The organism is Mycolicibacterium novocastrense (genome assembly GCF_001499835.1).
Classification (GTDB): Bacteria; Actinomycetota; Actinomycetes; order Mycobacteriales; family Mycobacteriaceae; genus Mycobacterium; species Mycobacterium novocastrense.
Genome location: NZ_LQIH01000064.1, coordinates 201,576 through 212,622, shown reverse-complemented (window position 1 = coordinate 212,622; position 11,047 = coordinate 201,576). Strand labels below are relative to the sequence as shown.

The 11,047-nt window shown below is 68.5% G+C and carries 12 protein-coding genes and 1 pseudogene; 7 read left to right on the top strand and 6 right to left on the bottom strand.

The genetic code is table 11. The annotated features are described in order from the left end of the window. Nucleotides 1-19 precede the first annotated feature (19 nt). Genes AU072_RS25435 through ribD form a run of 5 tightly spaced genes read left to right on the top strand, consistent with a single transcriptional unit; the run spans nucleotide 20 to nucleotide 4,578 of the window. A complete protein-coding gene (locus AU072_RS25435) occupies nucleotides 20-556 on the top strand; it encodes a LemA family protein (RefSeq protein ID WP_064348342.1) in 537 nt (178 codons plus the stop codon). A gap of 42 nt (nucleotides 557-598) precedes the next feature. Next, the gene (fmt, locus tag AU072_RS25430) at nucleotides 599-1,528 is read left to right on the top strand and encodes a methionyl-tRNA formyltransferase (protein ID WP_064416303.1); all 930 of its coding nucleotides are present in this window, start codon (nucleotides 599-601) and stop codon (nucleotides 1,526-1,528) included. After that, nucleotides 1,525-2,898, top strand: coding sequence for an RsmB/NOP family class I SAM-dependent RNA methyltransferase (locus tag AU072_RS25425; RefSeq protein WP_064416302.1), 1,374 nt, complete (start codon nucleotides 1,525-1,527; stop codon nucleotides 2,896-2,898). Before fmt ends, AU072_RS25425 begins: the two co-directional genes overlap by 4 nt. A gap of 4 nt (nucleotides 2,899-2,902) precedes the next feature. Beyond that, nucleotides 2,903-3,580 (top strand): ribulose-phosphate 3-epimerase, encoded by a 678-nt coding sequence (gene rpe / locus AU072_RS25420; protein WP_064406030.1) that lies wholly within the window; start codon nucleotides 2,903-2,905, stop codon nucleotides 3,578-3,580. After that, nucleotides 3,577-4,578 (top strand): bifunctional diaminohydroxyphosphoribosylaminopyrimidine deaminase/5-amino-6-(5-phosphoribosylamino)uracil reductase RibD, encoded by a 1,002-nt coding sequence (gene ribD / locus AU072_RS25415; protein ID WP_064416301.1) that lies wholly within the window; start codon nucleotides 3,577-3,579, stop codon nucleotides 4,576-4,578. Before rpe ends, ribD begins: the two co-directional genes overlap by 4 nt. Nucleotides 4,579-4,693: 115 nt before the next feature. Here the strand turns inward: ribD and AU072_RS25410 are convergent. The 3 genes and pseudogenes from AU072_RS25410 to AU072_RS25400 form a co-directional block, all read right to left on the bottom strand. After that, nucleotides 4,694-5,683: pseudogene (locus AU072_RS25410) on the bottom strand (ABC transporter ATP-binding protein); the annotation flags it as partial. 4 nt (nucleotides 5,684-5,687) lie between these two features. Next, nucleotides 5,688-6,737, bottom strand: coding sequence for an ABC transporter permease (locus tag AU072_RS25405; protein ID WP_064416300.1), 1,050 nt, complete (start codon nucleotides 6,735-6,737; stop codon nucleotides 5,688-5,690). Between the two features lie 47 nt (nucleotides 6,738-6,784). Beyond that, a complete protein-coding gene (locus AU072_RS25400; protein ID WP_174523814.1) occupies nucleotides 6,785-7,339 on the bottom strand; it encodes a type 1 glutamine amidotransferase domain-containing protein in 555 nt (184 codons plus the stop codon). Nucleotides 7,340-7,512: 173 nt separating this feature from the next. Here AU072_RS25400 and AU072_RS28380 point away from each other — a divergent pair, with 173 nt between their 5' ends. Then, nucleotides 7,513-7,674 carry a hypothetical protein gene (locus AU072_RS28380; protein ID WP_165595637.1) on the top strand — a complete coding sequence of 54 codons (162 nt, stop codon included), beginning with the start codon at nucleotides 7,513-7,515 and terminating at the stop codon, nucleotides 7,672-7,674. Here the strand turns inward: AU072_RS28380 and AU072_RS25395 are convergent. Both AU072_RS25395 and AU072_RS25390 read right to left on the bottom strand, forming a co-directional pair. Further along, nucleotides 7,671-9,239, bottom strand: a complete 1,569-nt coding sequence (locus AU072_RS25395) for an MFS transporter (RefSeq protein ID WP_235629957.1) — start codon at nucleotides 9,237-9,239, stop codon at nucleotides 7,671-7,673. The genes AU072_RS28380 and AU072_RS25395 overlap by 4 nt on opposite strands. Beyond that, on the bottom strand, nucleotides 9,239-9,940 hold the full coding sequence (locus AU072_RS25390) for an LppX_LprAFG lipoprotein (protein ID WP_064416299.1): 702 nt from the start codon (nucleotides 9,938-9,940) through the stop codon (nucleotides 9,239-9,241). Before AU072_RS25390 ends, AU072_RS25395 begins: the two co-directional genes overlap by 1 nt. Nucleotides 9,941-10,044: 104 nt before the next feature. Between AU072_RS25390 and AU072_RS25385 the strand changes: the two genes are divergently transcribed. Continuing rightward, a complete protein-coding gene (locus AU072_RS25385; protein WP_064416298.1) occupies nucleotides 10,045-10,644 on the top strand; it encodes a riboflavin synthase in 600 nt (199 codons plus the stop codon). A 36-nt stretch (nucleotides 10,645-10,680) separates the two neighbouring features. Here the strand turns inward: AU072_RS25385 and AU072_RS25380 are convergent, their stop codons facing one another. Continuing rightward, nucleotides 10,681-11,004: a hypothetical protein gene (locus tag AU072_RS25380; protein ID WP_064416297.1), complete on the bottom strand. Its 324-nt coding sequence runs from the start codon at nucleotides 11,002-11,004 to the stop codon at nucleotides 10,681-10,683. Between the last annotated feature and the right edge of the window lie 43 nt (nucleotides 11,005-11,047).

The window sequence follows — 11,047 nt, the reverse complement described above, 5'->3', positions numbered from 1 at the left end:
TCGGAGGAGGGGGCGGCTCATGGTGACGCTGCTACTGACGATTGCACTGGTGTTGGCGGTGCTGGCGTTCATCGTCTTCGTGGTCGGCTACAACAAGCTGCGATCGGCCGACGTCCGCGTCGCCGAGGCGCTCAGCGGTATCGACGTCGAGCTCACGCGCCGCGCATCGCTGATCCCCAGCCTGGTGCACACCGTGCAGACCTTCGCCGCACACGAGAAGGGCATCCTCGACCACGTCACCAACGCACGCGCCGCGTTGACCTCGGCCACCACCGGCACATCGGTGGCACAACGAAGCGCCGCCGAGAAGCAGCTCGACACCGCGCTGGCCCCGCTGTTGGCGCTCGGCCAGAACTACCCGCAGCTGAACTCGTCGAACAACTTCCTCAATCTGCAGGAGAACCTCACCGACAGCGAGAACAAGCTCGCGTTCGCGCGCCAGTACTACAACGACTCCGTCGCGACCCTGAACCGGTTGATCACCACCATCCCTTGGATGTTCGTCGCACCGATGACCGGAGTGTCCGAACGCGAGTACTACCAGACCCCGCGCTGAGCACCCGGACGCCGTCACCGCCGCCGTCTCTAGACTGACGCGGTGCGCATCGTCTTCGCCGGCACCCCGGAACCCGCCCTGCCGCCGCTGCGCCGTCTCATCGAATCACCACGCCACGACGTCGTCGCCGTGCTGACCCGCCCCGATGCGGCATCGGGGCGGCGCGGCAAGCCCTCACCGTCGCCGGTCGCGCGGTTGGCGCTCGAACACGACATCCCGGTGCTGCGGCCGTCGAAGCCGAACTCCGAGGAGTTCATCGCCGAACTGACGGAGCTGGCACCGGAATGCTGCGCGGTGGTCGCCTACGGCGCGCTGCTCAGCGAGCGACTGCTGGCCGTACCCGAACACGGCTGGGTGAACCTGCACTTCTCGGTGCTGCCCGCCTGGCGCGGAGCCGCGCCGGTACAGGCGGCGATCGCCGCGGGCGACACCGTGACCGGCGCGACGACATTCCTCATCGAACCCGCCCTGGACTCCGGTCCCGTCTACGGCGTCGTCACCGAAACCATCCGGCCGACGGATACCGCCGGTGATCTCCTTGAGCGACTGTCCATTTCGGGTGCCGAGCTGCTCGAGCGCACGCTCGACGGGATCGCCGACGGCACGTTGACGGCGGTACCGCAGCCATCGGAGGGAGTGACGATCGCCCCCAAGATCACCGTCGACGAGGCTCGCGTGCGCTGGGATCTGCCCGCCCATGTCGTCGAACGGCGGATCCGCGCCGTCACACCGAATCCCGGCGCCTGGACGATGATCGGCGACCTTCGCGTCAAAGTCGGTCCGGTCACCATCGACGGGGCGTCAGAAGCCCTGGCGCCCGGCGCGATCCGCGTCAGCCGCGACGGCGTGCGCATCGGCACCGCCTCGGACCCGGTGCTGCTCGGGCTGATCCAGCCACCGGGCAAGAAGCTCATGAACGCGGCCGACTGGGCCCGCGGCGCCCGCCTCGACGACTCGGCACGAGCCGAATGACCAAGCCCCGCAGGAACCGTCCGCAACGACGCAAGCCCCTGGACCCGGCTCGTCGCGTCGCATTCGACGTGTTGCGCGCCGTCTCGGAACAGGACGCCTACGCCAACCTCGCCCTGCCGGCGTTATTGCGGGAACGCGGCATCAGCGGCCGAGACGCCGCCTTCGCCACCGAACTGGCATACGGCGCCTGCCGTACCAGGGGGCTGTTGGACGCGGTCATCGGTCGCGCCGCGGGCCGCCCCACCGACAAGATCGACCCGGTCCTGCTCGACCTGCTGCGGTTAGGCGCCTATCAGCTGCTGCGCACCCGGGTGGAACAACACGCCGCGGTGTCCACCACCGTCGAGCAGGCAGGTATCGAGTTCGATTCGGCCCGTGCGGGTTTCGTCAACGGAGTGCTGCGCACGATCGCCTCCCGCGACGAGCAGTCCTGGGTCGCGGAACTGGCCCCCGACGCGGTGACCGACCCCGTCGGTCATTCGGCGTTCGTGCACGCGCACCCGCGGTGGATCGCGCAGTCCTTCGCCGATGCGCTGGGCGCCGACGCCGGTGAGCTCGACGCGTTGCTCGCCAGCGACGACGCCCGGCCCGCCGTGCACCTGGCCGTCCGCCCCGGCGCGTTGACCGCGCAGGAGCTGGCCGAGCAGGCCGACGGCACGGTGGGGCGGTATTCGCCGTACGCGGTGTACCTCACCGGCGGTGACCCCGGCCGGTTGCAAGCGGTGCGCGACGGCGCCGCGCTGGTGCAGGACGAGGGCAGCCAACTCGTCGCGCGGGCGCTGGCCCTGGCCGGGATCGACGGCGCCGACGGCGGACGCTGGCTGGACCTGTGCTCGGGCCCCGGCGGGAAGACCGCCATGCTGGCCGCGCTGGCCCCCGACGGCGCCCGCGTCACCGCGGTGGAGCCCGCGCCCGCGCGCGCCGATCTCGTCGAACACAACACCCGCGGCCTGCCCGTGGACGTGCTGCGCGTCGACGGACGCGACCCCGGTGTGGAACCCGGCTTCGATCGGGTGCTCGTCGACGCCCCCTGCACCGGCCTGGGCGCGCTGCGGCGCCGGCCCGAGGCACGGTGGCGGCGCAGGCCCGCCGATGTGCCGCCGCTGGCGAAACTGCAACGGGAACTTCTGGCGTCGGCGATCCGGCTGACGCGTCCGGGCGGCGTGGTGCTCTACGCCACCTGTTCGCCGCACCTGGCCGAGACCGTGGGCGTCGTTTCCGACGCGTTGCGCCGACACCCCGTGACGGCGCTGGACACCCGGCCGCTGTTCGCGCCCGCGGACAACCTCGGCGCTGGGACGCACGTGCAGTTGTGGCCGCACCGCCACGGCACCGATGCGATGTTCGCCGCGGCGCTCAAAGTAGGGTAGGCCCATGGCAGGACCCCTGATCGCGCCGTCGATCCTGGCCGCCGACTTCGCCAGGCTCGCCGACGAAGCCGAGGCCGTGCGCGGTGCCGACTGGCTGCACGTCGACGTGATGGACAACCACTTCGTCCCGAACCTGACCATCGGTCAGCCGGTTGTCGAGTCGCTGCTGAAGGTGACCGACATCCCGATGGACTGCCACCTGATGATCGAGAACCCCGATCGGTGGGCACCGCCGTACGCCGAAGCGGGCGCCTACAACGTCACGTTCCACGCCGAGGCCACCGACAACCCGGTCGGCGTCGCTCGAGACATCCGGGCCGCGGGCGCCAAGGCGGGGCTCTCGGTCAAGCCCGGAACCCCGCTGGAGCCGTACCTGGAGATCCTGCCGGAGTTCGACACGCTGCTGATCATGTCGGTGGAGCCGGGATTCGGCGGGCAGAAGTTCATCCCCGAAGTGCTGGTGAAGGTCGGTACGGCCCGGCGGCTGGTGGACGCGGGCGAGTTGACGATCGTCGTCGAGATCGACGGCGGCATCAACGCCGACACCATCGAGCAGGCGGCCGAGGCGGGGGTCGACTGCTTCGTCGCGGGTTCGGCGGTGTACAGCGCAGAGGATCCCGCCGCGGCGGTGGAGTCGTTGCGCAGGCAGGCCGCAGCCGCCTCCAAGCATCTGCGGGCATGAACCTCGAAGCCGCGATGCGGCTGGCGGTCCAGCAGGCCGAGAAGGTCAAGGGTACGACCTACCCCAATCCGCCGGTCGGAGCGGTCATTCTGGATCGTGACGGCGAGGTGGCCGGTGTGGGTGCGACCGAACCTCCCGGCGGCCCGCACGCCGAAGTGGTCGCCCTGCGAAGGGCCGGCGAGCGCGCCGCGGGAGGCACCGCCGTCGTGGCGCTCGAGCCGTGCAACCACCACGGCCGCACACCGCCATGCGTCGATGCACTTGTCGCCGCGGGTGTTTCGGCGGTCGCGTACGCGGTCGCCGACCCGAATCCGATCGCGGCGGGTGGAGCAGCGCGCCTGGCCGAGGAGGGGATGGCCGTGACCGCGGGCGTGCTCGCCGACGCGGTGGCCGGCGGCCCGCTGCGCGAGTGGTTGCACAAACAGCGCACCGGATTACCGCATGTCACATGGAAGTTCGCGACCAGCGTGGACGGTCGCAGCGCGGCGGCGGACGGCAGCAGCCAGTGGATCACCAGCGAAGCCGCCCGTGCCGACGTGCACCGCAGGCGTGCCGTCGCCGACGCGATCGTGGTCGGGACCGGTACCGTCTTCGTCGACGATCCGGCGCTGACGGCGCGACTGCCCGACGGAACCCTCGCCGACCGTCAGCCCCTGCGGGTTGTCGTCGGGGAACGTGAGATCTCGCACGAGGCAAGGGTTCTCAACGACGACTCACGCACGATGGTGATCCGCACCCGCGATCCCCACGAAGTGGTCAAGGCGCTGTCCGATCGGACCGACGTGCTGCTGGAGGGTGGCCCCACGCTGGCCGGGGCGTTCTTACGCGCCGGCGTCATCAACCGGATCCTGGCCTACGTCGCGCCGATCCTTCTCGGTGGCCCGATCACGGCGGTGGACGACGTCGGTGTGCTGAGCATCGCGCACGCCCAGCGGTGGCGCTTCGACAGGATCGAGCCCATCGGCCCCGACGTGCTGCTGAGCCTCATTCCGGGGTAGCCGGATCCTCGCCGCTCAGCGGGCTCTTGTCTGATTCGCCGCTCAGCGGGCCCTCGTCTGAATCGCCGCTCAGCGGGCCCTCGTCTGAATCGCCGCTCAGCGGGCTCTCGTCTGATTCGCCGCTCAGCGGGCGGTGCTCGATCAGGTCCCGCACTCCCGCCATCCCCAGCCGCTCCCGAAATGCCTGGACCGTGTACCCCACGACGGTCGCATCGGTGCGCGCCTTGGCCGTCGCCGACCGGGGCAGGTGGAACAGCGGTCCGATCTCACCGAAGTAGTCGCCCTCAACCGCCAGCTTCAACAATTCCTCACCGCCACCGGACAGTTCGCGCATGATCTCGATCTCGCCCCGGTCCACGATGTAGATCAAGTCACCCATGGTGCCCTGCTCGAACAACACCTCACCGGCTTCCAGTTCCACGGTCTCCGGCGGACGGTCGGCGGAGGCGAAGTTCGGCACCATCTCGACCACCCGATCCGCCAGCGGCAGGATCCGGCTGTCATGTGTCGCGACCACCACCATCCTGGTGCCGGAGGCCAGCTCGCGAATCAGCTTCAGCACCTCTTCGACCTGGATGAAATCCAGATGCGCTGTGGGCTCGTCGGCCAGAATCAGCGGTGGATCGAGCGCGATCGCCCGGGCCACCGCCACGCGCTGCTGCTGCCCGCCGCTGAGGTCACCTGGCCGGTGGTCGAGACGGTCCTGCAGACCTACCCGCCCCAGCAGCTGTTCGGCCCGCTTCCGGGAAGCCCGGCGCGACATGCCGTTTGCGCGCAGCGGCACCATCACGTTCTCGACCGCGGTGAGGCTGGGGACCAGATTGAAGGCCTGGAACACAAATCCCACCGTCTCGCGGCGGTATTTCGCGAGCTCATTTTCGCCGAGCGCGGTCACCTCGACATCACCGAATTTGATGGTGCCAGAGGTGGGTTGCAGGATCCCGCCGAGGCACGACAACAGCGTTGTCTTCCCGCATCCGCTGGGGCCCATCAAAATCACCAGCGAGCCCGCGGCGACATCGAGGTTCAAGCCGTCGATCGGGCGCACGGTGTGCCCGCCGCTGGTGTATTCGACGACGAGATTCTGGATCGACAGATCGCCCATCGGCTCAGGGCCCCCCGAAGGCCAGCGCGGGATCGACTGACACCGCGCGACGTAACCCCGCCGCGCTGGCGATCAGGCCGATCACCACCGCGACCACCGGTAGCGCCACGAAGGCTTCTGTGGGCACGATCACCTGCATCGGGAACAGCGGTCCGAGCAACAGCGACAGTCCGGCGCCGACCAACGCGGCCAACAGCGCCACGATCACCGCCTGCAGCGCGAGTCCGGCCATCACCGAACGGGTAGGCACCCCAATCGCCTTGAACACCGCGAAGTCTCGCAGCCGTTCCAGCGCAGACAGGTAGACCACCGAACCCACGATCAGCGCCGCCACGATCCATAGCAGGACCGCGACGATGGTGATCGAGTTGACGGCCACCTTCAACGGGCGCAGCAGGTCCTCGATCGCTCCGTCGCGGTCGACCGTTCGATAACCGTTCGGCACCTGCTCGAGCGAACCGCGGACGCCGATGGAGGCGACCAGTCGTTCCCCGCCATACACCAACTGCTGGGCGCCCTCTGTGGTGAGAAACACATTGGGCAGGTTGGCCAATGCGGTCGAGTTCTCCACCAAGCCGACGATGCGCAACCTCTGCGAAGCGATCTCGACCTCGTCACCGACCCCGCGACCCAACGTCGTCGACACCGCGACCTCGTCGGGTTCCGTGGGGGCGCGCCCTTCGACGACCTCCGGCATCCCCGGTCCGCGTTCGGGCGCACCGAAGATGTCGACGTTGCGCGTATCCCCGTCCAAAGTCGCGGTGCCGCCGGCGTAGGCGAGGGGAGCGGCGGCGTCGACGCCGGGAGCCGCGGCGATACGACGCAATTCCACGGGCGCGAACGGAGTGGCGCCGACGAACGGGCCCGATGCGCCCGCCTTCACGACGAACTGGTCGACGCCCAGACTGTCGACGGTGCGCCTGGCCTCGGTCTGGAAACCGTTGGCCAAACCCGTGAGAACCAGCGTCATTCCGAAGATGATCGCCGTGGACAGCACTGCGATGACGAAACGCCGTCTTCGCCACTGCATGTCGCGCAGCGCGGCGATGAGCATGTCGGCGACGTTACCCCGGCTACCGCCGTCGGCGTAGCGGGTTTCGGCTACTTCGCGAAAGCGCTGACCAACGTGTTGCAGAAGGCGGGCAGGTCATCAGGCTTGCGGCTGGACACCAAAGTGTTTGGCCCACGCGAGCATTCGACGACCTCGTCATCCACCCAATTGGCTCCCGCGTTGACCAGGTCGGTCTTCACGCTCGGCCACGACGTCAGGGTGCGGCCCCGCACCACGTCCGCCTCGATGAGCGTCCACGGCCCGTGACAGATCACCGCGACCGGTTTACCCGCATCGAAGAAGCTCTTTGCGAACGCGACCGCGTCGGCGTTCATGCGCAGGTTGTCGGGATTGGCGACGCCGCCGGGCAGTACCAACGCCGCATAGTCGGACGCTGACACCGAGTCGGCGGCCTTCTCGGCCTCGAAGGTGTCGGCGGGGGTCAGGTGGTTGAACGCCTGGATCTTGCCAACCTCCGTCGACACCAGCTCCGGGGTGCCCCCGGCCTGCTCGACGGCCTTCCACGGCTCGGTCAGCTCGACCTGCTCGACACCTTCGGGAGCGACCAAAAACGCAATCTTCTTGCCATTCAGTGAACTTGCCATGAGATTTCTCCGTTGAGGTTAGGTGTGATGCCCCGCATACCCCGCGCGTCGAGGAGTCAATCAGCGCGCTCACGTCGGTACACTTGTACCAGAGTGGGCCACGTGTGGCCCTCCGTAATCGCGCTTTCACCGACGATTTGCGCGCTGGTGAGCACGAACAAAGGACGACGACCATGACTGCACTGCAGGACTGGCTCAGCTATCGCCCGATGCATCCCCGCACCCTCAAGGCGTTGATCTGCGATACCTTCCGGGCTCAGCCCGCCGAGGCCGCCGGAGAGCACGCCGTGCCGGCCGAGCCGACGCTGCTGCGTCCCGGCCTCGAGCGCTGCTAGGCGCCGTCTACCACTTCCGCCGGTTCGTCGGCGTGCTCCTGCTTGCCGCCGATCAGCAGGCCCAGTAGCGCGCCGACCACGCAGACCACGACCGTGACCAGGAAGATATCGCCGTACTGCAGCACGTAGGCCTCGCGGTATCGGGTGGCTTCGGCGGCCAGCCGTTCGGCGAGCGTGTCGGCGCCGGCCGGGAACGGCAGCGTCTGCAGGTGCTGGTTGAGCCGGTAGAGCCCCCACGCGGTGAGCGCGGCCAGACCGATCAGCATGCCGATCATCCGTGCCACCACCACGGCCGCCGAAGCGATGCCGTGCTGGGCGGCGGGCACCACCCGCAGTGTCGCCGAGGTCAAGGGGCCGATCACCAGGCCCAGGCCGAGACCGGCGATCGCCAGATCGGTGTCGAGCACGGGCAGGGCGACGAACCCGAGGTCGTGGTGGGTGGTCAGCACGTCGGTGCCCCACAACGAGATGAGGTAGTAACCGCCTCCGGCGATCAACAGGCCGACGAAGGCCACCAGGCGATCCCCGATGCGGGTCGCGACCCACCCGCCGATCACGGCACCGATGGGCAGCGCGATCAGGAAGCGCAGCAGCAGGAGCACCGCGTCGGTCTGGTTCTTGCCCAGCACGCCCTGCCCGAACAGTTCGACGTTGACCAACGTCACCATCAGCGCCGCGCCAGCACACAGCGACGCGCCCAGCGCAGCGAGGAACGGCCGGAAGTGCACACCGGCGGGTTCGATCAGCCGGGTGCGGGAGTACCGCTCCCAGACGAAGAAGGCCACGACGGCCACCAGCGCGGCCAACAGCACCGGAAGTCCATAACTCGGCAGGATCTTGCGGCCGTCCGGTGCCGGGTTGTAGAGCCCGATCACCGCCAAACCCAGCGCGACGGCCAGCAGTACGCCGCCGACGACGTCCACCCGTTCGGGGTTCTCGGGTTTCAGGCGGGAGGGGAGGCTGAAGTGGATCAGCACCATCGCCACGGCGGCCAGGGGCAGGTTGATCCAGAACACATCGCGCCACGTGTTGAGCACGGCCACCACGGCGATGCCGTACAGCGGTCCCAGCACGCTGCCCAACTCCTGCGCGGCGCCGATCCCGCCGAGCACCGTGGCGCGGTTGCGGCTGGCCCACAAGTCGGCGGCCAACGCGAGCGTGACGGGCAAGAGCGCACCGCTGGCGACACCTTGGATCGTGCGGCCGATCACCATGGGAACCAAGTCATTCGACATCGCGGTGACGACGGATCCGACCGCGAAACCGGCCAGGCTCACCTGAAGGATGAACTTGCGACCGAACCGGTCCGAGGCCCGGCCCAGCAGCGGCATCGCTGCGATGTAACCGAGCAGGTAGCAGGTGATGATCGGGGTCACCCGCTGCAGCTGATTTATCGGGATGCCCAGATCGATGATGATGTCGGTGATGATCGCGACCACGACATAGGTGTCGAGGGCGCCGAGCAGCACCGCCAGGCTGCCCGCGCTGATCGCGATCCGGCGGCGGTTCGGTGTCGTCGCCGCCAGGGCGGCTTCGTGGCTGGTGGCTCGCGCTGGAACCGCCATCAGGCCGCCGGCTTGGTGACCGTTACCGACTTACCCCACTCCGACAACGTCATGGTGAGGCTGGTGTCGGCGTCGATCTGCAGGCTGACCTGCTGAAGCTTGTGGTCGCCGCTTTCTTCGATCCAGGCCGATCCGGGGACGGGGCCGGTGGCCTCGATCTGCGGCGCGATCTTGTTCACCGCGTCGGCGCTGACGTTTCCGTTGACCTTGACCGACTCGACGCCGTTGATCGTCTCGCGGCCCTCGGCCTTGGGGTCGGCGAAGTTGCGCAACGCGTTGGCCAGGCCGGTTTCCGGGTTGAGCACGGCCGAGGCGTCGAAGATTTCCGCGGCGGGGCCGAAGTCCTGGAACCCGCTGCCAGCGCTCATCGCGGCGTAGAGGTTGCCGTCGACGACGACGAACTCCACGCCCTCGAGACGCTGGCCCATGAACATGAGATTGGCCTTGCCCTGCGCGGCGACCGCGGGGGCATTGGTGAGGTCGGCCTCGAGCTGCTCGATCGGCAATTTCTCGATCGTGCCCTGTACCTGCAGCTTCAGGTGCACGCTGGTCTGCTTCTCGGTGGTCTCGCTCGACTGCTGGAGCAGGGTCGCCCCGTCGGGGAGGTCCTTCGTCGATTCCTCCGATGTAGAGGAGCAACCCGCCAGCAGGGCGATGGCGGCAACGAGGGCGGCGAGGATCGTCAGGAGGCGCGTGGGCATGACTGCATCGTAAAGGGTCCGGACGCGCCGACTCGGCGCACGGGGCGCTGCCAGGGCGAACGGGGCAACGTCGAAGGAGGCGGCACTCTCGATAGTCTGGCGAGGTGTTCACCGGAATCGTCGAAGAGATCGGCGAGGTCGTCGGCAAGGAAGATCTCGGCGATTTCGCCCGGCTCGCCATCCGCGGGCCGCTCGTCACCTCGGACGCCCGCCACGGTGACTCGATCGCGGTGAACGGCGTCTGCCTGACCGTCGTCGAGGTGAGGCCGGATTCAACGTTCACCACCGACGTGATCGGCGAGACGTTGAACCGGTCGAGCCTGGGCCGTCTCGGGGTGGGCAGCGGGGTCAACCTCGAGCGTGCGGCGGCGGTGAACAGCCGCCTCGGCGGGCACATCGTGCAGGGCCACGTCGACGGCACGGGTCACGTGATCGCGCGCACACCGTCGGAGCGCTGGGTCGTGGTGCGCATCGCGCTTCCGACCGCGCTGTCGCGTTATGTCGTGGAGAAGGGCTCCATCACCGTCGACGGCGTCTCGCTGACGGTGTCCGGGCTCGGCCACGACTGGTTCGAGGTGTCGTTGATCCCGACGACGCTCGATCTCACGATTCTCGGCCGCGCAGAGGTCGGCACGCTGGTCAACCTCGAGGTGGACGTGATCGCCAAGTACGTCGAGCGGCTGCTGTCTCCCCAAAGCGATTGACCCGACGCCACTTTCAGGCCGGCGGTCTTACCCGGGCTAGTAGCCGAGCGGCCCGCGGAACTGTTGGATGACGGTGAAGAAGTCGCTGACCTGGGTGGCGGTCGGAACGAATTCGTTGAAGAACCGGTCGACCGCACCCATCTGGTCGGGCGGGGCCACGTTTCGGGGCACGTACTGCCGCCACATCCCTTCGAGCACTCCCACCGCTGGGATCACGTCGGACGCACCGGCCGAAGGCCCCGGAGGTGCGGGGTCGAAGGGCTCGGCGACCGCGGGAGCGGCTCCGAAGAAGAGACCGGAGGCGGCCACAGCGCACGCGGCGAACAGCAGCCTCGAGACGGTGAGACGTGACGCGTTCATATGAGTCCCTTTGAGCGTGACCAGGAAACGTAGCGTAGACATC

Coding starts and splice junctions, on each gene's coding strand:
- AU072_RS25405 (WP_064416300.1), bottom strand. CDS start 6,737: ATGCTCATCGCCGCGCTGCGCGACATGCAGTGGCGAAGACGGCGTTTC.
- AU072_RS28380 (WP_165595637.1), top strand. CDS start 7,513: ATGACTGCACTGCAGGACTGGCTCAGCTATCGCCCGATGCATCCCCGC.
- ribD (WP_064416301.1), top strand. CDS start 3,577: ATGAACCTCGAAGCCGCGATGCGGCTGGCGGTCCAGCAGGCCGAGAAG.
- AU072_RS25380 (WP_064416297.1), bottom strand. CDS start 11,004: ATGAACGCGTCACGTCTCACCGTCTCGAGGCTGCTGTTCGCCGCGTGC.
- AU072_RS25395 (WP_235629957.1), bottom strand. CDS start 9,239: ATGGCGGTTCCAGCGCGAGCCACCAGCCACGAAGCCGCCCTGGCGGCG.
- AU072_RS25400 (WP_174523814.1), bottom strand. CDS start 7,339: ATGGCAAGTTCACTGAATGGCAAGAAGATTGCGTTTTTGGTCGCTCCC.
- AU072_RS25435 (WP_064348342.1), top strand. CDS start 20: ATGGTGACGCTGCTACTGACGATTGCACTGGTGTTGGCGGTGCTGGCG.
- AU072_RS25390 (WP_064416299.1), bottom strand. CDS start 9,940: ATGCCCACGCGCCTCCTGACGATCCTCGCCGCCCTCGTTGCCGCCATC.
- AU072_RS25425 (WP_064416302.1), top strand. CDS start 1,525: ATGACCAAGCCCCGCAGGAACCGTCCGCAACGACGCAAGCCCCTGGAC.
- rpe (WP_064406030.1), top strand. CDS start 2,903: ATGGCAGGACCCCTGATCGCGCCGTCGATCCTGGCCGCCGACTTCGCC.